Below are 20,501 nucleotides of genomic sequence, written 5' to 3' on the forward strand. Positions count from 1 at the left end.
CATCTACGGCTAATACAGGCCGCATACCGCGATTCAGGACCGCCCCAGCTTACGTTGTACAACAGTGCCGGGGCCTATCGGGTATTCGCCCCATTACGAGATGTCACAGCCGGGGAAATATCACCACCCCGCGTCCCGTCCCCGGCGGGTGTGCCGAGGAGGTCCCGGGCGGGCCGCGAGCCCGCCGCGACACGCCGAAGGCCCCGGCCGCACAGGACGGCGGGGCCTTCGGCGTGTCGCTCGGCGGATCCGCCCTAGCGCCCGGTTTCCTTCTCGTAGGCGGAGACGACCTCTTCGGTCGGTCCGTCCATGAGCAGTTCGCCCCGCTCCAGCCACAGGACCCGGTCGCAGGTGTCGCGGATCGACTTGTTGCTGTGGCTGACGAGGAAGACCGTACCGGCTTCCTTGCGCAGTTCGCGGATGCGCTCCTCGGAGCGGATCTGGAACTTCCGGTCACCGGTGGCGAGGGCCTCGTCGATCATCAGGACGTCGTGGTCCTTGGCCGCGGCGATGGAGAAACGCAGCCGGGCCGCCATACCGGAGGAGTACGTCCGCATCGGAAGGGAGATGAAGTCGCCCTTTTCGTTGATGCCGGAGAAGTCCACGATCCCCGCGTAGCGCTCCTTGATCTCCTCGCGGGACATGCCCATCGCGAGGCCGCCGAGCATCACGTTGCGCTCGCCGGTCAGATCGTTCATCAGCGCCGCGTTCACGCCGAGCAGCGAGGGCTGCCCGTCGGTGTAGACCTTGCCCGACTCGCAGGGCAGCAGCCCGGCGATGGCCCGCAGCAGGGTGGACTTGCCGGAGCCGTTGGAGCCGATCAGGCCGATGGCCTCGCCGCGGTACGCGGTGAAGGACACGCCGCGGACGGCGTGCACCTTGCGCACCCCGGGCGTGTCGCCCTTGTTCTTGCGGCGGCGGATTATCTTGCTGAGGGCCGCGGTCGCGCTGCCCTTGCCCCCGCCGCCGGTGTTGACGCGGTAGACGATGTGCACGTCGTCCGCGATGACGGTGGGGACCTGCCCCACGGTGGTGTCAGCCACGGCCGTAACGCTCCTCGGACTTCCAGAAGTACACGAAACCGAGTCCGCCGACGACGACCGCCCAGCCGAGGGCGAAGCCCCACACGTGCGGCGGCAGCTTGGCGGCGCTGTAGTTGTCGATCATGGCGTACCGGATCAGGTCCATGTAGATGGCCGCCGGGTTCCACTGCAGGACGTCCGAGATCCAGTGGGGCTTGCTCTTGAGGAACGTCTCGATGGAGAACATCACCCCGGACGTGTACATCCACGTGCGCAGCAGGAACGGCATCAGCTGCGCGAGGTCGGGGGTCTTGGCACCCATCCGCGCGAAGACCAGTGCCAGTCCGGTGTTGAAGACGAACTGGAGGACCAGCGCGGGCACCACCAGCAGCCACGACAGCCGGGGGTAGTTGCCGAACCCGATGGTGATCACGACGACCACGATCATCGAGTACAGCAGCTGCTGGAGCTGCTGCAGCGAGAACGAGATCGGCAGCGAGGCCCGTGGGAAGTGCAGGGCGCGGACCAGGCCGAGGTTGCCGGAGATCGCCCGGACACCGGCCATCACCGAGCTCTGGGTGAAGGTGAAGACGAAGATCCCGATGACCAGGAAGGGGATGTACTCCTTCAGGGTCATGCCCTTGGAGGCGCCGAGGATCACGCCGAAGATCAGCAGGTAGACGGCCGCGTTCAGCAGGGGGGTCGCCACCTGCCAGATCTGGCCGAGCTTCGCCTGGCTGTACTGGGCCATCAGCTTGGCCTGGGAGAAGGCCATGATGAAGTGGCGACGTCCCCAGAGCTGCCGGACGTACTCGCCGAGCCCGGGCCGGGCACCGCTCACGGACAGGCCGTACTTCTTGGCCAGCTCCGCGGCCGTGAGACCTTCGTCGGCTGACGGCGGCCTGCTCGTGGCGAGGGCGCCGTCGTGGGTTGTGTCACTCACAAGTTGAAACTTTCGTCTTCAAGATGCGGCAGGGGGGCGTCGGGCCGGGGCGCCGAGTGCCGGGGGTAGGCACCCATGCTCCCAGATCCGGCGTGGTCGTCGAGGGACGGGTGACCGGCGCCATCAGATGACGGGTGGACGGCCGAGCCTGGTCAGGCGCCATACGGTCCGCCACTTCATGGGGCGGCGGGGTCCGCACGGTGTGACCCAGCCCTCCTTGAACCCGCCGAACCAGGCCTTCAGCGCGCTCGCCGAGGGACGGCGCGCCAGCGTCAGCAGCAGCCAGACGCCGACGTATACGGGAACGAGCGGGGCGGGCAGATTGCGCCGGGCCAGCCAGACCCGGTTGCGGGCCACCATCCGGTGGTAGACCGCGTGCCGGGACGGGGCGGTCTTCGGGTGCAGCAGCACCATGTCGGCGCGGTAGTCGATCAGCCAGCCCGCGTCGAGCGCGCGCCAGGCCAGGTCGGTCTCTTCGTGCGCGTAGAAGAACTCCCCGGGCAGCGCTCCGACCTGCTCGAACACCTTCGTCCGTACGGCGTTGGCGCCGCCGAGGAAGGTGGTCACGCGCGAGGACCGCATCGGGTCGGAGGCGCGCAGCCGGGGCACGTGCCGACGCTGGGTCTCGCCGCTCTCAGGATCGGTGATCCGGAAGCTGACGATCCCGAGCTCCGGGTCCTCGGCGAAGGCCCGGCGGCACAGCTGCGCGGTGTCGGTGCGCTCCAGCAGCCCGTCGTCGTCGAGGAAGAGCAGCGCGTCCACGTCGCGGCCTGCGGGGCCGAAGGCCTCGATGCCGACGTTGCGGCCGGCGGGGATGCCGACGTTCTCCGGCAGGTCGACGGTGCGGACCCCCGGGGGCAGCCCGGTCACCTTCACACCCTGGCCCACGACGACCACCTCGACGGGGTCGCCGTCCTGGCGGGCCACCGAGTCGATGAGCGCCTTCAGCTCGTCGGGCCGGTTGCCCATGGTGATGATCACGGCGCCCAGCCGCAGCGGCGCGCTCACTTGAGCCTGCTGGAGGCCAGGATCGACACCAGGTGCAGCACGGTCTGCAGGATCGCGATGCCCGCCAGCACGGCGACGCCGAGCCGGGAGAAGTACAGGTCGCCGCGGACCTGGTCCACGACGGCCAGCAGCAGGATGAGCAGCGAGGCCTCGATGCCGAGGACGAGGCGGTGGAACTTCAGCGCGGCGGCGGCCCGGCGGGCCAGCGCCATGCCGGACGAGCGCGGGGTGGCCGCCGCGTCCTTGACCACGGGCAGGCCGCCCTGGTGGCGGGCGACGCCGACCAGGTCGGTCTCGGCCTTGATCAGGATCGCGCCGAGCGCCGCGAGGGTGCCGAGGAAGGCCCACAGCCAGTCGATCCGGCCGCCGCCCCACAGGTCGGCGGCGCGCAGGCCGAAGCCGACGAGGACCGCCGCGTCGCACAGGTAGGCGCCGACGCGGTCCAGGTACACCCCGGAGAGCGAGAACTGCTTCTTCCAGCGGGCGACCTCGCCGTCGACGCAGTCGAGCAGGAGGTAGCCCTGGACCATGACCACGCCGAGGACGGCGCCCCAGATGCCCGGCACCAGCAGGGCCGGGAGGGCGAGGACGCCGGAGAGGGTCATCACGTAGGTCAGCTGGTTCGGCGTGACCTTGGTGGTGACCAGGAGGCGGGTGATGCGCAGGGAGATCTCGCGCATGTAGAGGCGCCCGCCCCAGTGCTCGCCGCTGACCCGGTCCTTGACGCCCGCCGGGTGAACGACGGGCCGGAGTTCAGCTACGGATGGTCTCTGCATAGTCGGAGTAAGCGTCCCTGATCTCGGCGGCGGACAGGTTGAGGTGCTCCAGGATGGTGAAGCGTCCCGGGCGGGTCTGGGGTGCGTACTCGACGGCCGCGACGAACTCGTCCACGCTGAACCCGATCTCCTCGGGCAGCACGGGCAGGCCGTGGCGGCGCAGCACCTGGGCGATCAGCCCGGACTGCTCGGCCGCCCCGCGCAGGTGCATCGCGAAGGCCGCACCGATGCCGACCTGCTCGCCGTGGAGCGCGGAGCGCCCCGGGTAGAGCAGGTCGAAGGCGTGGCTGATCTCGTGGCAGGCGCCGGAGGACGGGCGGGTGTCCCCGCTGATCGCCATGGCGATGCCGGACAGCACGAGGGACTCGGAGAAGACGGTGAGGAACGCGTCGTCGCCGCAGTCACCGGGGTGACGCAGCACGGCCTCGCCCGCCGTCCGGGCCATCGCGGCGGCCAGGCCGTCGACCGGCTCGTCGTTGAGGCGGTGCGAGAGCTCCCAGTCGGCGATCGCCGAGATGTTGGAGATCACGTCACCGATGCCGGCGCGGACGAAGCGCACCGGGGCTTCCTTGATCACGTCGAGGTCGATGACCATCGCGATCGGCATGGGGACCCCGTAGGAACCCCGGCCGTTGTCGTTGTCCAGGATGGACACCGGCGAGCAGATGCCGTCGTGCGAGAGGTTCGTGGCGACGGACACCATGGGCAGGCCGACCCGCGCCGCGGCGTACTTCGCCACGTCGATGATCTTGCCGCCGCCCAGTCCCACGACGGCGTCGTAGCGGCGGCCCTTTATGTCGTCGGCCAGCTTGACCGCGGAATCCAGGGTGCCGTCGACGACCGGGTACCAGTCGGCGTGCGGCAGGACGGGCTCCAGCTTGGCGCGCAGCACCTGGCCGGAGCCCCCGCTGATCGCGATCGCCAGCTTGCCCGACGCCGAGATCCGCTGGTCGGCCAGGAGGCCGGCCAGGTCGTCCATGGCGCCGCGGCTGATGTCGACGACGACCGGCGAGGGGATGAGCCGTGTCAGTACAGGCATGCGATCGTCCGGCCCTTGGCGAGGTCGTCGTGGTTGTCGATCTCGACCCACTTGACGTCACCGATGGGGGCCACGTCGATCGTGAAACCGTCGTCGACGAGCTGCTGGTAGCCGTCCTCGTAGTAGAGGTCGGGGTCGCGCTCGAAGGTGGTCTTCAGCGCCTCGGCCAGCGCCTCGGCGGCCTCCGGCTCGATCAGGGTGACGCCGATGTACTCACCGGTCGCGGTGGCCGGGTCCATCAGCTTGGTGATCCGCCGGACGCCCTTCTCACCGTCGGTGATGACCTTCATCTCCTCGTCGGCCAGGTGCTTGACCGTGTCGAGGGCGAGGATGATCTTCTGGCCCTGGCCGCGCGCGGCGAGCAGGGTCTTCTCGACGGAGACCGGGTGCACGGTGTCGCCGTTGGCGAGGATGACGCCCTGCTTCAGGACCTCACGGGCGCACCAGAGGGAGTAGGCGTTGTTCCACTCCTCGGCCTTGTCGTTGTCGATCAGCGTGATCTTGACGCCGTACTTGGCCTCCAGGGCCTCGCGGCGCGCGTAGACGGCTTCCTTGCGGTAGCCGACGACGATGGCGACCTCGGTGAGGCCGACCTCCGCGAAGTTGCCGAGGGTGAGGTCGAGGACGGTGATGCTCTCCTCGTCGCCTTCGGGGCCGACGGGCACGAGGGCCTTGGGAAGGGTGTCGGTGTAGGGACGCAGGCGGCGTCCGGCACCGGCCGCGAGGACAAGGCCGATCATGCTGGTTCTCCTTCGTCATGTACGGCGGGTGCTCCCGAGGAGACCCAGAACCGGATGCTCTCCACGAGCACCACGAGTGCCACGAACACGGCCAGGGCCGTGAGCGCGACGGGGAAGTCCGTGGCGCGCTCCGCCAGGACGGCGGCCAGGACCGTGGTCAGCAGGACCCGGCCCTCGTGGCCGCCCGTCGTCCGCACCAGCCAGTGCGGGGGCGCGCCGGTGCCGCCGCGGATGCGGTACACCGTGTCGTAGTGATGGTAGGCGACCGCCGCGACCAGTCCGAATGCCGCCGGAAGGGCTCCGGGGACGTCCGCCTTGGCCGCCAGGATCAGGACCGTCGTGTATTCGGCGGCCCGGAAGACGGGCGGCACGAGCCAGTCGAGGGCGCCCTTGAGCGGGCGCGCGACGGCCAGTGCGGCCAGTACGGCGTAGAAGACGGCGGCGATGACGACCTGACGGGCGCCGAAGGCCGAGACCCGGGCGGTCCACACCAGGGCGACCGATCCGACGACCGCGGCGGCGATCCCCGCGCCCGGGGCCACCCGGCCCGCCGCCCGCTTCACCAGCTCGGCGAGCGGACCGGAGTCGGCGAGGTCGGCGAGGGCCTGGGCGGCCCGGTCGGTCCGCCGCGCCTTGCGGGTCAGCGACCGCAGCACCCGTCCGGCGGTGGTGTAGAGCGCGCCGAAGGCGCAGCCGACGAGCAGGGCGTAGAAGACGACACGGGGGGTGGTGACGGCGGTCAGGACCGCGATCATCGCCCAGCGCTCACCGATCGGCAGGATGATCATCCGACGGACCCAGACCGTCCAGCCGACGCTGTCGAGCCTGCCGGACAGCGCGGCGGTGGGGCTCGTATTGGCCGTCGCGTCGTGATTGGCCTCGTTGAAGGCGAAGTCCACGACGTGGCGGCAGGTCATGAGGATCATGGAGCCGAGCGCGAGGGCCCAGACGTCGTCCCCGTTCCTGGCGGCGCCGAGCGCGAGGCCCGCGTAGAAGGAGTACTCCTTCGCGCGGTCGAAGGTGGCGTCGAGCCAGGCGCCCATCGTCGAGTACTGGAGCGAGTAGCGGGCGAGCTGCCCGTCGGTGCAGTCCAGTACGAAGGAGACGAGGAGCAGCACGCCCGCGGCCACGTAGCCCCAGCGGTCGCCGGTCGCCGCGCAGCCCGCCGCGATCAGCGCGGTGATCAGGGAGGCGGTGGTGACCTGGTTCGGGGTCAGGCCCCGGCGCGCGCACCAGCGGGCGATGTAGCGCGAGTACGGGCTGATGAAGAAGGTGGTGAAGAACCCGTCGCGGGACTTCACGGCGGTGCGCAGCCGGACGGCCTCGTCGTCGACGGCGGCCACGGCGGCCACGGCCGACCGCCGCGCCTCGTCCGTGGCGGGGACCGCCGCGACGAGGCTGCCCAGGTCGGGCTGGTGGACGGGGGTGCCGGCGGCCTCGACGGCCGCGGCGAGGCGGTCGGCGTAGGGGGCGGAGCCCGCTCCCCCGTCCTCGGCCGCGACGGCCCGGGTGAGGGCGGCGCGGCCGGCGGGCTGGACCGCGAGCGCGCCCGGCACCGCGCAGGCGTCGAAGCGCGGGTCGGTCAGGGCGAGGCGCAGGGCGTGCAGGTGCCCGACGAATTCACTGTCGACGATCGCGACGCGCTGGTCCGCGGGTACGGCGGCCAGCGCGGCGGTGGTGTGTGCCGGACCGGCCACGGGCTCGACGTCGAAGCCGAGTGACCTCAGCTCGTCCGCGAGCGCTGAGCCGGGGACCGGCGGGCCGGTGAGGATGGCGGTCGGCAGACGAACTCACTCCTTGCGACGTACACACGGGACGGCCGCCACGTGGGGCGGCGGCACGTCGGCAGAGGCTATCGGATGAATGGAAGCGGGGGTTCACCACCCGTTCACGGCCCGACAATCCGATGATTGCCGGGCTCACGGGCCCGTTCGGATCATCATTGACGATCGTGCCACGCACGCCAAACCGCCCGGATGCCAGGGTATTCGCCAGCACGTGCGCATACCCTTCCAGCACCTTCTGGCGCCTTCTCCAGCCATAAGGCACGATCTGTGCGGAAAGGGTGGGATCGATGACCGCCACCCCCGCCGCGACGCGCCGGCCCGCCCGGCCCGAGGTCCCCGCCGACGCGGCCGCCGTGCGCGCCGTCAACCTGGCGGCCTTCGGCACCCCTCTCGAGGCGGACCTCGTGGACGCGCTGCGCGCGCACGCCTCCTGGCTGCCCGGCCTGTCGTACGTCACCGAGGCGCCGGACGGCGCCAGGGCGGCTCCAGTGCCGGACGATTCCGTGCCTGTACCTATGGGCACGATCACGTATCCGGCTCCCTTCGGCGTCTGACCGTCGCACCGGGCGGCGTACCCGCCCCCGGCGGTCCCGCCGCATACCACGTGGCGGGGGACGGCCCGGCGCAGATCACCGAAGTGGGGACAAGCCGCATTTGTGCGGCAGACTGAACGCCGAAGTCCGAAGCGAAGGATGGGTATGCCGACCACACCAGCCACCGCCGCGAACAGCGCGTCCACCGGCACCGGCACTCAAGAACCGATCATGCTCGAACTGGTCGACGAGTCCGGTCATACCATCGGCACCGCTGAGAAGCTCTCCGCACATCAGGCGCCCGGCCTGCTGCACCGGGCCTTTTCCGTGTTCCTCTTCGACGAGCAGGGCCGCCTGCTCCTCCAGCAGCGGGCGCTGGGCAAGTACCACTCCCCCGGCGTCTGGTCGAACACCTGCTGCGGGCACCCCTACCCCGGGGAGTCCCCGTTCGCCGCGGCCGCCCGGCGCACCCACGAGGAGCTGGGCCTCTCGCCCTCGCTGCTCGCGGAGGCGGGGACCGTGCGCTACAACCATCCGGACCCCGCGTCGGGGCTGGTCGAGCAGGAGTACAACCACCTGTTCGTGGGACTCGCGCAGGCGCGGCTGCGGCCGGACCCGGAAGAGGTCGGCGACACCGCCTTCGTGACGGCCGACGAGCTGGTGAAGCGCCACGCCGAGGCGCCGTTCTCGGCCTGGTTCATGACCGTACTGGACGCCGCGCGGCCGGCGATCCGCGAGCTGACGGGCGAAGCCGCGGGCTGGTAGCCCACGCCGCACCCCCCGCCGCGGGACGACGACCGTACGCCGGTCAGCCCGCGGCGGTGAGCGGCAGGGCGGCCCAGATGACCTTGCCGCCGGTCGAGGTGTGCTCGACGTCGCAGACCCCGCCGGCCTCCCGGGTGGTCTCGCGGACGAGCAGCAGGCCACGGCCGCCGGTCTGGCCGAAATCCGCCTCCAGCGCCTTGGGGCGGTAGGGATGGTTGTCCTCGACGGCCACCCGCACCCATGCGCGGCCGATCGCGACCTCGACGGCCACCTCCGGCGAGAGCAGCGCCGCGTGCCGCACCGAGTTCGTGACCAGCTCGGAGACGATCAGCAGCAGCGAGTAGACCAGGTCCCGATCGGCCGGTACGCCTTGGCGGCCGAGCAGGTCGCGGACCGCCCGCCGCGCCTGCGGAACGGATTCTTCTTTCGAGGGCACGGTGAAGCGCCACACGCCTTCGTACGCGAGGGGACCGGCCGGGGCGTCCGGTCCGCTCCCCTCGGCTTGCGGGACACTCCCGCTGACGTCCATTTCCCGGCCCCCGTCTTCACGCTCGATCGTCTCCACGCGTCAAGAGTGGGGACCGGGCTGGTCCAGGCCGGACCTCTGACCATAAGTCAGCGCTATTACGGCACTTTTTGACCGGTGGCGTATGACGGAGTCAGTTGTTCGACTGTTCCTGATCTTCCATGGCACGCTTATCGGCCGCCTGGCGCGCGGCGGCCGCCGTGTCCGGGGCCGCCGTCCGCGCCCCCGTCCCCTCGTCGTCCCTGACCAGGCCCAGGATCCGGCGCGCGCTCAGGCCGAGCGCCACCAGACTCAGCCCGTCGAACAGCAGGGCGAGCGAGAAGAAGGTTCCGATCACGTACTGACTGCTGCCCGGCCAGCTCCACAGCACCAGCACGCCCAGCAGCACCCCGAAGGCACCCTGGACCAGGGTCAGGATGAAGTTGGAGCCCCGCACCACCAGCGCGCCCGCCAGCCGGAACACCCCGCCGGTCAGGAAGAGCAGCGCCGCGAACATGGTGAGCGCCTCGGCGCTCGCCTCGGGGCGGCGCAGGATCACGAAGCCGGCGGCGAGGTTGATGGCGGCGACGATGACGGCGAGCCAGAAGTAGTTGCTCTTGCGGGCCTGTACCGCCTGGACGAGGCCGACCAGGCCGCCGACCAGCAGCAGCCAGCCGAAGAGGAACATCGAGGTCAGCGTCGCGACCCCGGTGTAGATGAGCCCGACCAGCCCGGCCACGACGAGGATCACACCGAGCAGGGCCAGCAGGCCGAAGCCGCGGCTCAGCTTCTCCTTGCCCTGCTTCGTCCGACCGTTCTCGTCGATACGGCGTGTGCGGTCTGCGGCCATGGACGCGCCTCCTCATCGGCACCCCCCGGTCCCCCGGACTCCCTTGATCATAGGTTCGGCCGGCCGGGATAGCATCCGGCGCATGGACGCGCAGCTACTGCACACCGTCGCGGACGGGGTCGCCACGGTCGTCATCTCGCACCCCGCCAAGCGCAACGCCATGACCGCGGCGATGTGGCGGCGGCTCCCGGAGCTGCTGGAGGCCCTCGCGGCCGATCCGGGGGTCCGGGCGCTGGTGCTGACCGGGGCCGGTCCCACCTTCTGCGCCGGGGCCGACATCTCCTCGCTGCGGGAGCCGCCGCGGGGGCCGGAGCCGGACGCCGGGGGCGGCGCGGCGCCCGAGGACGGTCCGCAGACCCTGGCCGTGCGGGCCGAGGAGGCGCTCGCCGCCTTTCCCAAGCCGACCCTGGCCGCGATCCGCGGGTTCTGCGTGGGCGGCGGCAGCCAGCTCGCCGCCGCCTGCGATCTGCGGTTCGCGGAGGAGGGCGCGTCCTTCGGGGTGACCCCGGCCAAGCTGGGCATCGTCTACCCCGCCTCCTCGACCCGGCGCCTGGCCGCCCTGGTGGGCCCGGCGACGGCCAAGTACCTCCTGTTCTCCGGCGAGCTGATCGACGCGGAGCGGGCGCTGCGGACCGGACTGCTGGACGAGCTGTTGCCCGCGGGCCGGCTGGACAAGCGGGTCGCCGATTTCACGGCGATCCTGGCGGCCCGCTCGCAGCTCACCCAGGCCGCGGCTAAGGAGTTCGCGGACGGTCGGACGGACCGCGACGGCCACTGGGCGGAGCAGGCGCGCGGCAGCGGCGACACCGCCGAGGGGGTCGCCGCCTTCCTGGAACGCCGCACGCCCTCCTTCACCTGGACGGCGGGCGGACCTACTTCATGACGAAGCGGCTCTTCTCGCGCCACTCCGCCACCACGTCGGCGGGCGCCTTCTCCGGCGAGCCCGCGTCGTAGGGCGGCTGCGGGTCGTACTCGGTGAGCAGCTGGACCGACTGGGCCAGCCGGTCGCCGCCGATCCGGCCGAGCAGGGTCAGGCCCATGTCGATGCCGGAGGAGACCCCGGCCGCGGTCACGTACTTGCCGTCGATGACGACCCGCTCCCCGGTGGGCTCCACCCCGTACGCCGGGAGCTGGTCCAGGGCCAGCCAGTGGCTGGTCGCGCGGCGGCCCCGGAGCAGCCCGGCGGCCGCCAGCAGCAGGGACCCGGTGCACACCGAGGTGGTCCACCGGGTGCCGGCGTCGGCCGTGCGCAGCCAGTCCAGCAGCACCTCGTTCTCCATCTGGGCGCTCTGCCCCGGGCCACCGGGGACCAGCAGGATGTCCGGGCCCGGCACATCGGCCAGGGACCGGTCGGCGACGAGCGAGAGCTGACCGGAGTCGTTGCGGACGGGCCCCGGGGTCTCCGCGACGAAGACCGTCTCGGCGCCGGGCAGGCGGCCGAGGGTGTCGAAGGGGCCGATGGCATCGAGGGCGGTGAAACGGTCGAAGAGCAGGATGGCGATCTGCATGCGGTGTCCTTCCGTGAACGGATCGTGCCGGTCGGGGTCGGTGGGGGGCCCGGGCGGTAGGTGGGCCGGGCGGTAGGTGGGCCGGGCGATATGGGGGCCGGGGGCTCAGCGGGCGCCGAAGCGGCGCCGGTATTCGAGCGGCGGCTGACCGAGGGTCTTGACGAAGGCGCGCCGCAGCGCCTCCGGGGTGCCGTACCCGCAGGCCTTGGCGATCTGCGCGACGCCGTCGGAGGAGTCCTCCAGCAGCCGCCGGGCGTGCTCGACCCGCACCCGCTCGACGTAGCGGCCGGGGGTGGTGCCGGTCTCGGCGTGGAAGGCGCGGGCGAAGTGGCGCGGCGAGAGGCGGGCGCGGGCGGCGAGCGCCTCGACGGTCAGCTCCGCGCCGGGGTGTTCGGTGATCCAGTGCTGCACCTCGCGCAGCGGCTCGCGCTGCGCGCTCTGGGCCGAGAGCAGCGCGCTGAACTGGGCCTGGTTGCCGGGCCTGCGCAGGTAGACCACCAGGTGGCGGGCGATGTCCAGGGCGAGGGCCCGGCCGTGGTCCTCCTCCACCAGGGCCAGCGCGAGGTCGATCCCGGCGGTGACCCCGGCGGAGGTGGCCACGTACCCGTCCCGGACGTAGATCGGCTCGGACTCCACCCGCACCTTCGGGTAGTCCCGGGCCATCCGCTCGCAGGCGTTCCAGTGGCTGGTGGCGCGCCGTCCGTCCAGCAGGCCCGCCTCCGCGAGCAGCAGCGCGCCCGTGCAGACGGCGACGAGCCGGCCCGGGTCCGCGCCGTGGGTGCGCAGCCAGTCGGTGAGCCGTGGCTCGAAGTCCCCCCGGTAGCGGCCGCCCGGCACCACCAGCGTGGTTCCCGGACCCGGCGCCGCGCTCTCCAGCGGCCCGTCCGGGACCAGGGTCAGCCCGCTGCCGGTGCGGACGGGCGCGCCGCCCGGGGACGCCGTACGGATGCGATAGCCCTCGCGGCCGGGGAAGCGGCCCACGCCCGCGAAGACCTCGACCGGGCCGGTGACGTCCAGGCTCTGGACGCCGTCGTAGAGGAGGACGAGCACGTCGCGCCGGGGTTCGGAGGGCATGGATCCATCGTCTTGCGCGCCCGCGGTGGCCGCAATGCCGGGCTCCCCACCTTTCCTGCCATGACCCGTTCGGGCGGGCCGGGAGCGGCCGATAGGATCGACGGATCATGACTGCAACCCTCGTCGCCAAGGAACTCGCCGCCGGGCACGGCGCGCGCTCGCTCTTCACCGGTCTCGACCTCGTCGTCGCCCCCGGTGACGTCATCGGCCTCGTCGGCGTGAACGGCGCCGGGAAGTCGACGCTCCTGCGCATGCTCGCCGGGCTCGACACCCCGGAGACCGGTGAGCTGCGGCTCTCCCCGCCCACCGCGACCATCGGCCACCTGCCGCAGGAGCCGGAGCGCCGCCCCGGCGAGTCGATCCGCGCGTTCCTGGCCCGCCGGACCGGTGTGGCGGCCGCGCAGACGGCGCTGGACGAGGCCACGCAGGGTCTGGTGGACGGCGTCGCGGGCGCGGACGACGCGTACGCGACCGCCCTGGACCGCTGGCTGGACCTCGGCGGGGCGGACCTGGACGAGCGGGCCGAGGAGGTCGCGGCCGACCTCGGGCTGTCCGTCGGCCTCGACCTGCCGATGACGGCGCTCTCCGGCGGCCAGGCCGCCCGTGCGGGTCTCGCCTCGCTGCTGCTGTCGCGCTACGACGTCTTCCTGCTCGACGAGCCGACCAACGACCTGGACCTCGAGGGCCTGGAGCGGCTGGAGGACTTCGTGAAGGGGCTGCGCGCGGGCACGGTGGTGATCAGCCACGACCGCGAGTTCCTGACCCGGACGGTCACCAAGGTCCTCGAACTCGACCTGGCACAGCAGCAGGTCAACCTCTACGGCGGCGGGTACGACGCCTACCTGGAGGAGCGCGAGCGGGCCCGGACGCACGCCCGCGAGGAGTTCGACGAGTACGCCGACAAGCGCTCGGCGCTCGAGGGGCGCGCGCAGATGCAGCGCGGCTGGATGGACAAGGGCGTCAAGAACGCGCGGCGCAAGGCCACCGACAACGACAAGATCGGCAAGAAGTTCCGCAGCGAGGCCAGCGAGAAGCAGGCCTCGAAGGCGCGGCAGACGCAGCGCGCCATCGAGCGTCTCGAGGTCGTCGACGAGCCGCGCAAGGAGTGGGAGCTGCGCATGGAGATCGCGGCGGCGCCGCGCTCCGGCTCGGTGGTCGCGACCCTGCGCGAAGCGACCGTGACGCGCGGGGACTTCACCTTCGGCCCGGCCAGCTTCCAGCTGGACTGGGCGGACCGGGTGGCGATCACCGGGGCCAACGGCGCCGGGAAGTCCACGCTGCTCGCGGTGCTGCTGGGGCGGCTGGCGCCGGACTCCGGTTCCGCCACGCTCGGTTCGGGCGTGCTGGTGGGTGAGGTGGACCAGGCGCGCGGGCTGTTCCTCGGGGAGGAGCCGCTGCTGGAGGCTTTCTGTGCGGCGGTGCCCGACACCGAGCCGGCGGAGGTCCGTACCCTGCTGGCGAAGTTCGGGCTGAAGGCGGCGCACGTCACGCGTCCGGCGGCCACGCTGTCGCCGGGCGAGCGGACGCGGGCGGCGCTGGCCCTGCTGCAGGGGCGCGGGGTGAACCTCCTGGTGCTGGACGAGCCCACGAACCACCTCGACCTGCCGGCGATCGAGCAGCTGGAGTCCGCGCTGGAGGCGTACGAGGGCACGCTGCTGCTGGTCACGCACGACCGCCGGATGCTGGACGCGATCCACGTCACCCGTCGCCTGCGCGTGGCCGACGGCACCGTCACGGAGGCGTAGCCCCCGCGGCCACCCCCCGGCCCCGGCGACCGTGCCCCGGCCGTGGCCGGCTTCGCCTCCGGCGGCGCCTCAATCGCCGGCGAGGCTGTTGTTGCCCCGCGATGCCGGGAACGCCGGCGGGGCTGGGTTTGCCGCCGGTACACCGCTGCCGCGGTGTGCCTCCGGCGGCGCCTCAAACGCCGGCGAGGCTGTCTTCGGCCGCCCCGCGCCGATGCTTGAGCCACAGCCCCACCGGAGGCGAAACCACCCCCCGGACACGACCCCGGCACCATTCAGCCCCGCCGACGATTGAGGCGCCGCCGGAGGCGAGGTCGGCACCGGCGATGATCCGGGCACCGCCCAGCCCACCCCCAGCCTCGCCGGCGATTGAGGCGCCGCCAGAGGCAACACCGGCCCCGGCGACCATCCGAGCAGCGCCCGCCACCCTCAGCCCCGCCGGCGATTGAGGCGCCGCCGGAGGCAACACCGGCCCGGGCGACCATCCGAGCACCGCCCAGCCACCCCCAGCCCCGCCGGCGATTGAGGCGCCGCCAGAGGCGAGACCGGCCCGGGCGATGGCCCGGGCACCGCCCAGCCACCCTCAGCCCCGCCGGCGATTGAGGCGCCGCCGGAGGCGAGGTCGGCACCGGCGATGGTCCGGGCAGCGCCCAGCCCACCCCCAGCCTCGCCGGCGTTTGAGGCGCCGCCGGAGGCAACACCGGCCCGGGCGACCATCCGGGCAGCGCCCAGCCCACCTCAGCCCCGCCGGCGATTGAGGCGGAGCGGGGTGCGCTGGGCCTCTCGCTCGGTGGGGTCAGGGGGCGGGGGTCGGGGGGATGCGTTTGCGGGCCAGGCGGGTGGCGACCAGGGTGCGCGGGAGGTGGCGGACAACCTGGGCGTAGGCCTTGTAGTGGCGCCCGGTGATGCTCAGCGGCCGCCGCCGCGCAAGGTCCCGCAACGCCTGCGCCACCACGGCCTGCGGCTCCAGCCAGACCGCGTCGGACAGCTTGCTGACGTCCATGCCCGCCCGCTCCTGGAACTCGGTCCGGGTGAAACCCGGAACCACCGCCAGGACCCGGACCCCGTACGGCGCCAGATCCACCCGCAGCGATTCACTGAAGGCCGTGATCCACGCCTTGGCCGCGCCATAGGTACCGGTCGGCAGCAGCCCGGCGACGGACGACACGTTCAGCACGGCCCCGCGCCGCCGCTCCCGCAGCCCCGGAACCACCGCGTGGGTCAGCCGCAGCGGCACCTTGACCAGCAGGTCGAGCATCCGCTCCTCGTCCTCGACCGGGCTGTACGGGAAGGGCGCCGGCAGCCCGAAGCCCGCGTTGTTGACCAGGACGTCCACCGGCCGGGCGGTGTCGGCGAGCCGCTCCACGACGGTGGCGCACTGCGCCGGGTCGAGCAGGTCGGCGGCCAGCACCTCGGCGGCCGCGCCGAAGTCCCGGCGCAGCTCCTCCGCGAGGGCGTCGAGCCGGTCCTTGTCCCGGGCGACCAGGACCAGGTCGCAGCCCTTGGCCGCGAAGCCGCGGGCGAAGGCGGCGCCGAGCCCGGCGCTGGCCCCGGTGATCAGAACGGTGGTGGTTCGGTTGCTCACGTGCGGGTCACTTTCCGGCGGGTTCGGGGAGTTCGGGTTCGGGGGTGAAGGTCCGCGTCGCGGCGGAGACGTAGGCCTGGGCGACCTCGACGAGGAAGCTCTTCTCGTCCTCCAGGTCGCTGCCCTCGACGGTGCCCGTGGGCCCGTGGACCGAGGAGGGTACGTACAGCGGCTCGGCCCCGTCCTGCGGCTGCCCGGCCACCCCGTCGAGCTTGGCCTGGCGGGCCTCCTTGAGTACGCAGGCCAGCGCGGCCGCCCCGTGCCGCGGGGCGGGCACCCCGGCGCCCGTGACGTGGCTGCGGGCCAGCTCCGGGACGCCCGGAGCGACGTACTCGTTCAGGATCAGGATCGCGTCGCGGGTCTCGATGACCTTGCGGTAGACCAGCAGGTCCCGCGGGACCGGCGGCCACAGCAGCTCCACCACCCGCCCGGCGCGCGGCTTCGTCAGCGCCACGTGCGGCACCGCCTCGACCAGGTCGCGCCACAGCGGCCACAGCCGCCAGGCGGTGCCGATGTCCGAGGCGGACCGGCGCAGCCCGAACAACACCGGCACGAGCAGGGCGACGGCGCGCAGCAGACCGTGCAGGTTCATCAGCAGCGCCAGCCACGGCAGGGCGGCGGTGCTGCCGAACAGCAGTTTCAGCAGGTAGATGAACCAGAAGACCCCGGCGAGCGCGGTGCCGAGGCCGAACAGCCGCAGCCCGGCGGCCAGGCCCCGGCTCTCGGTGCGCAGGCTGTAGAGCCAGCACACGTACACGCAGGCGGTGTTGGCGGACAGGTGCGCCGCGATGAGCACGAGCCAGTAGGCGAGGGAGGGCGAGGGGTCGCCGTGCGGCGGGATCATGTGGGTGCCGTGGTCGGGGGCGGCGAAATCGAGCAGGACCAGCGCCGTCAGCAGGATCACGGTGGTGACGGAGGCGGTCTGCCGGAGCCTGCGCCCCTCGGTGGTGGCCGCGGCCACGAAGTAGAGAACGGCGCCCGCGGAGAAGACCCCGATGAGGTTGCGGATCAGCCCGACGGTGTGCGAGTACGCGGGGTCGCGCATCGCGTACGTGACCACCTCGGGCAGGTTCAGCGTCATCGCGGCGGCCGCCGTGGCGACGGCGAGCAGCAGTCCGCGCTGCTGCGGGGAGCGGATGGCGGCCGGGGAGCGCAGCAGGACCGCGAGCCACAGGCACACCACGCTGGGCGTGGCCAGGGAGTCGCCGAAGGCGGCTATCGCGTCGGCCGCGAGGTACTGACCGTCAGCCGCCATGCTGCACCCGCCGGTATCCCATGGCGGACTCCAGGCGCGCCAGGGTGCCCGTGGTCTCCTCGACCGGGGGCAGTCCCGCGCTCGTCCGGATCAGACTGGCCAGCATCTCGGCCTCCTGCTCCTGGCGGGTGGTGTAGTTGGTGCGTCCGAGGATGACCGGAGCCGCGGCGCCGCTCTCCTCCCCCTCCAGCGAGTTGTGGCCGAAGAGGATGTGGCCCAGCTCGTGCAGGACGATGTGCTCGCGGTGCAGCGGGGAGGTCTGGGCCTCGTAGAAGACGTAGTCGACGCTCGTGGTGCCCACCCACAGGCCGCACACGCCGGATTCGGCGGCTTCCTTGGGGAGCGGGTGCAGCCGGATGGGCCGTCCCCGCTGCTCGGCGATCCGCCCGCACAGGGCGTCGAGGGAAAACGGATGCGGCAAGTCCAAACGGCCGAGAATCGTCTCGCACCGTTTGCGCAGGCTGAGTTGCCGGTATGGCATGTGCTCCCTCTTCGGACCCTTTCCCGGGCAGCGTTGGTAGGCAGGGGCTGATGTGGGCATGACGTCCCGAGGGGGGTCAGGGATGCCCGTGCGCCGATTGACGAACGGGCGTTCCCACATGCCTACAGATCCGGTGCGGGAGTTGGCAAGGTACGCCCCCGGGCAGGGAAGCTATTCGGCCACTTCTGCCTGCCCGGGGCCCCGACCTGCGGATCAGCCCCCGGCGCCGCCGGGGGTCGCCCGTCCTCAGCGCTTGCGGCGCTCCTGCGGACCCGTCAGACCGGCCCGGCGCAGGGCGTCGGCCATGGCGCTGTTGGCGGGCGCCGGAGCGCCCTTGCCCGCGCCCTGGCCGCCACCGGAGCCGCCCTTCGCACCGGACGCGCCCCGGCCGCCCCGCGCGCCGTTGCCTCCGTTGCCTCCGTTGCCTCCGTTGCCTCCGTTGCCGCCACTGCCCGCGTTGCCCCGGCCCTGACCCTGGCCCTGCGCCTGCCCCTGCGCCTGCCCCTGGCCCCCGCCCCGCTGCTGCGGCGGGCGTCCGCCGGAGCCGCGCTCCTGGCGGGGCCGCGGGGCGCCCGCCGTGCGGTCCGCCCCCTCCTCGTCCTCCAGCCGCAGGGTCAGCGAGATCCGTTTGCGCGGGATGTCCACGTCCATGACCTTCACCCGGACGATGTCGCCGGGCTTGACCACGTCCCGCGGATCCTTGACGAAGGTCTTCGACAGCGCCGAGACGTGCGCCAGGCCGTCCTGGTGGACGCCGATGTCGATGAACGCCCCGAAGGCCGCCACGTTGGTGACCACGCCCTCCAGGATCATCCCGGGCGCCAGGTCGCCGATCTTCTCCACGCCCTCCTTGAAGGTGGCCGTCTTGAAGGCGGGGCGCGGGTCGCGCCCCGGCTTCTCCAGCTCCCGCAGAATGTCCGAGACGGTCGGCAGGCCGAAGGCCTCGGTGACGAACTCCTCCGGGCGCAGGGAGCGCAGTACCGCGGTGTTGCCGATCAGCGCGGCGACCTCGCCGCCCGCCGTCTTGCCCATGGCCCGGACCACCGGGTAGGCCTCGGGGTGGACGCTGGAGGAGTCCAGCGGGTCCTCCCCGTCGCGGATCCGCAGGAAGCCCGCGCACTGCTCGTACGCCTTGGGGCCGAGCCGGGCCACGTCCTTGAGCGCCTTGCGGCTGCGGAAGGGGCCGTTGGCGTCGCGGTGGGCGACGATGTTCTCGGCGAGGCCGCCGCTGATGCCCGAGACCCGGGAGAGCAGCGGCGCGGAGGCGGTGTTGACGTCCACGCCGACGCCGTTCACGCAGTCCTCGACGACCGCGTCGAGGGAGCGCGAGAGCTTCACCTCGGAGAGGTCGTGCTGGTACTGCCCGACGCCGATCGACTTGGGGTCGATCTTGACGAGTTCGGCGAGCGGGTCCTGGAGCCGGCGGGCGATGGAGACGGCGCCGCGCAACGACACGTCCATGTTCGGGAGTTCCTGCGAGGCGAAGGCGGAGGCCGAGTACACGGAGGCGCCCGCCTCCGAGACCATCACCTTGGTCAGGTTCAGCTCGGGGTGGCGGGTGATGAGGTCGCCCGCGAGCTTGTCCGTCTCGCGCGAGGCGGTGCCGTTGCCGATGGCGACCAGGTCGACCGCGTGGGCCTTGGCGAGCCGGGCGAGCTTGGCCAGGGATTCGTCCCACTTGTTCGCGGGCACGTGCGGGTAGATCACGTCGGTGGCCACGACCTTGCCGGTGGCGTCCACGACGGCGACCTTCACGCCGGTGCGGAAGCCCGGGTCCAGGCCCAGGGTGGCGCGGGTCCCGGCGGGAGCGGCGAGCAGCAGGTCGCGCAGGTTCGATGCGAAGACGCGGACCGCCTCGTCCTCGGCGGCCTGGCGCAGCCGGGTGCGCAGGTCGAGGCCCAGGTGCACCTGGATCTTCGTGCGCCAGGCCCAGCGGACGGTGTCGGCGAGCCACTTGTCCCCGGGCCGGCCGCGATCGGCCACTCCGAAGCGGCGGGCGATCATGCCCTCGTACGTGGAGGGGCCGGGGGTCTCGCTCGGCTCCTCGGGCTCCAGCGTGAGGTCGAGGACGTCCTCCTTCTCGCCCCGCAGCATGGCGAGGACGCGGTGCGAGGGCAGCGCGGTGAGGGGCTCGGCGAAGTCGAAGTAGTCGGCGAACTTGGCGCCCGCCTCCTCCTTGCCGTCGCGGACCTTCGCGGCCATCCGGCCCCGGGTCCACATCCGCTCGCGCAGTTCGCCGATCAGGTCGGCGTCCTCGGCGAACCGCTCGGTGAGGATGGCGCGGGCGCCTTCGAGGGCGGCGGCCGCGTCGGCGACACCCTTGCCGGCGTCGACGAACGCGGCCGCCGCGGCGGCCGGTTCCACCGACGGGTCGGCGAGCAGACCCGCGGCGAGCGGCTCCAGGCCCGCCTCGCGGGCGATCTGCGCCTTGGTGCGGCGCTTGGGCTTGAAGGGCAGGTAGATGTCCTCCAGCCGGGCCTTGGTGTCGGCCGCGTTGATCATGGCCGTCAGCGCGTCGTCGAGCTTGCCCTGTTCCCGTACGGACTCCAGGATCGCGGCGCGGCGGTCCTCCAGTTCGCGCAGGTACCGCAGCCGCTCCTCCAGGGTGCGCAGCTGGGTGTCGTCGAGCAGCTCGGTGGCTTCCTTGCGGTAGCGCGCGATGAACGGCACGGTGGAGCCGCCGTCGAGCAGCTCGACGGCGGCCTTGACCTGCCGCTCCCGTACGCCGAGTTCCTCGGCGATCCTGCCTTCGATGGACGTCGTCACGTTCCGGTCCCGCCTTCGTCTGCACTGCACTGGAAGCTGCCAAGTGTGGCAGGTGGCGGTAACGGAGGCCGGGAACCCTGCCGATCGGTCCGGCGGGCGGGGGCGGCGGGAGCCGTGCCGGG

General features: G+C 72.4%; 19 protein-coding genes. 4 read left to right on the forward strand and 15 right to left on the reverse strand.

The window, feature by feature from the left end; genetic code table 11:
* Positions 1-254: 254 nt before the first annotated feature.
* The 7 genes from ABT084_RS12140 to ABT084_RS12170 form a co-directional block, all read right to left on the reverse strand.
* Positions 255-1,043 (reverse strand): ABC transporter ATP-binding protein, encoded by a 789-nt coding sequence (locus ABT084_RS12140; RefSeq protein ID WP_351041418.1) that lies wholly within the window; start codon positions 1,041-1,043, stop codon positions 255-257.
* Complete coding sequence (locus ABT084_RS12145; RefSeq protein ID WP_351041421.1) at positions 1,036-1,965, reverse strand: ABC transporter permease; 930 nt, start codon at positions 1,963-1,965, stop codon at positions 1,036-1,038. The genes ABT084_RS12140 and ABT084_RS12145 overlap by 8 nt, the downstream gene beginning before the upstream one ends.
* 123 nt (positions 1,966-2,088) lie before the next feature.
* Positions 2,089-2,934 (reverse strand): glycosyltransferase family 2 protein, encoded by an 846-nt coding sequence (locus ABT084_RS12150; RefSeq protein ID WP_502968909.1) that lies wholly within the window; start codon positions 2,932-2,934, stop codon positions 2,089-2,091.
* Between the two features lie 35 nt (positions 2,935-2,969).
* A complete protein-coding gene (locus ABT084_RS12155) occupies positions 2,970-3,749 on the reverse strand; it encodes a CDP-alcohol phosphatidyltransferase family protein (protein WP_351041426.1) in 780 nt (259 codons plus the stop codon).
* The gene (locus ABT084_RS12160; RefSeq protein ID WP_351041429.1) at positions 3,727-4,788 is read right to left on the reverse strand and encodes an iron-containing alcohol dehydrogenase family protein; all 1,062 of its coding nucleotides are present in this window, start codon (positions 4,786-4,788) and stop codon (positions 3,727-3,729) included. The genes ABT084_RS12155 and ABT084_RS12160 overlap by 23 nt, the downstream gene beginning before the upstream one ends.
* Positions 4,776-5,528 (reverse strand): phosphocholine cytidylyltransferase family protein, encoded by a 753-nt coding sequence (locus ABT084_RS12165; RefSeq protein WP_351041431.1) that lies wholly within the window; start codon positions 5,526-5,528, stop codon positions 4,776-4,778. Before ABT084_RS12165 ends, ABT084_RS12160 begins: the two co-directional genes overlap by 13 nt.
* Complete coding sequence (locus ABT084_RS12170) at positions 5,525-7,312, reverse strand: DUF5941 domain-containing protein (RefSeq protein WP_351041594.1); 1,788 nt, start codon at positions 7,310-7,312, stop codon at positions 5,525-5,527. Before ABT084_RS12170 ends, ABT084_RS12165 begins: the two co-directional genes overlap by 4 nt.
* A 290-nt stretch (positions 7,313-7,602) precedes the next feature.
* Here ABT084_RS12170 and ABT084_RS12175 point away from each other — a divergent pair, with 290 nt between their 5' ends.
* Positions 7,603-7,869 carry a hypothetical protein gene (locus ABT084_RS12175; protein ID WP_502968905.1) on the forward strand — a complete coding sequence of 89 codons (267 nt, stop codon included), beginning with the start codon at positions 7,603-7,605 and terminating at the stop codon, positions 7,867-7,869.
* Positions 7,870-8,013: 144 nt separating this feature from the next.
* On the forward strand, positions 8,014-8,613 hold the full coding sequence (gene idi, locus ABT084_RS12180; RefSeq protein ID WP_351041434.1) for an isopentenyl-diphosphate Delta-isomerase: 600 nt from the start codon (positions 8,014-8,016) through the stop codon (positions 8,611-8,613).
* Between the two features lie 43 nt (positions 8,614-8,656).
* Here the strand turns inward: idi and ABT084_RS12185 are convergent, their stop codons facing one another.
* Positions 8,657-9,142, reverse strand: a complete 486-nt coding sequence (locus tag ABT084_RS12185) for an ATP-binding protein (protein WP_502968910.1) — start codon at positions 9,140-9,142, stop codon at positions 8,657-8,659.
* A 130-nt stretch (positions 9,143-9,272) separates the two neighbouring features.
* Complete coding sequence (locus ABT084_RS12190; protein WP_351041439.1) at positions 9,273-9,968, reverse strand: HdeD family acid-resistance protein; 696 nt, start codon at positions 9,966-9,968, stop codon at positions 9,273-9,275.
* A gap of 82 nt (positions 9,969-10,050) precedes the next feature.
* On the opposite strand from ABT084_RS12190, the gene ABT084_RS12195 reads away from it, so the two are divergent.
* Positions 10,051-10,851 carry an enoyl-CoA hydratase/isomerase family protein gene (locus ABT084_RS12195; protein ID WP_351041442.1) on the forward strand — a complete coding sequence of 267 codons (801 nt, stop codon included), beginning with the start codon at positions 10,051-10,053 and terminating at the stop codon, positions 10,849-10,851.
* On the opposite strand, the gene ABT084_RS12200 is transcribed toward ABT084_RS12195, so the two are convergent.
* Both ABT084_RS12200 and ABT084_RS12205 read right to left on the reverse strand, forming a co-directional pair.
* Positions 10,841-11,476 carry a DJ-1/PfpI family protein gene (locus ABT084_RS12200; RefSeq protein ID WP_351041445.1) on the reverse strand — a complete coding sequence of 212 codons (636 nt, stop codon included), beginning with the start codon at positions 11,474-11,476 and terminating at the stop codon, positions 10,841-10,843. The genes ABT084_RS12195 and ABT084_RS12200 overlap by 11 nt on opposite strands.
* 105 nt (positions 11,477-11,581) lie before the next feature.
* Positions 11,582-12,550 (reverse strand): GlxA family transcriptional regulator, encoded by a 969-nt coding sequence (locus tag ABT084_RS12205; RefSeq protein WP_351041447.1) that lies wholly within the window; start codon positions 12,548-12,550, stop codon positions 11,582-11,584.
* A 107-nt stretch (positions 12,551-12,657) separates the two neighbouring features.
* Between ABT084_RS12205 and ABT084_RS12210 the strand changes: the two genes are divergently transcribed.
* Positions 12,658-14,295, forward strand: coding sequence for an ABC-F family ATP-binding cassette domain-containing protein (locus ABT084_RS12210; protein ID WP_351041450.1), 1,638 nt, complete (start codon positions 12,658-12,660; stop codon positions 14,293-14,295).
* A gap of 793 nt (positions 14,296-15,088) precedes the next feature.
* Here ABT084_RS12210 and ABT084_RS12215 read toward each other — a convergent pair.
* The 4 genes from ABT084_RS12215 to ABT084_RS12230 form a co-directional block, all read right to left on the reverse strand.
* Positions 15,089-15,877 (reverse strand): SDR family NAD(P)-dependent oxidoreductase, encoded by a 789-nt coding sequence (locus tag ABT084_RS12215; protein WP_351041452.1) that lies wholly within the window; start codon positions 15,875-15,877, stop codon positions 15,089-15,091.
* 7 nt (positions 15,878-15,884) lie between these two features.
* Positions 15,885-17,132, reverse strand: coding sequence for an MAB_1171c family putative transporter (locus tag ABT084_RS12220; protein ID WP_351041455.1), 1,248 nt, complete (start codon positions 17,130-17,132; stop codon positions 15,885-15,887).
* Positions 17,122-17,553 (reverse strand): hypothetical protein, encoded by a 432-nt coding sequence (locus ABT084_RS12225; protein ID WP_351041458.1) that lies wholly within the window; start codon positions 17,551-17,553, stop codon positions 17,122-17,124. The genes ABT084_RS12220 and ABT084_RS12225 overlap by 11 nt, the downstream gene beginning before the upstream one ends.
* 306 nt (positions 17,554-17,859) lie before the next feature.
* Complete coding sequence (locus ABT084_RS12230) at positions 17,860-20,379, reverse strand: Tex family protein (protein ID WP_351041460.1); 2,520 nt, start codon at positions 20,377-20,379, stop codon at positions 17,860-17,862.
* Positions 20,380-20,501 lie beyond the last annotated feature (122 nt).

The organism is Streptomyces sp. NPDC002138 (assembly GCF_040296485.1).
Lineage (GTDB): Bacteria > Actinomycetota > Actinomycetes > Streptomycetales > Streptomycetaceae > Streptomyces.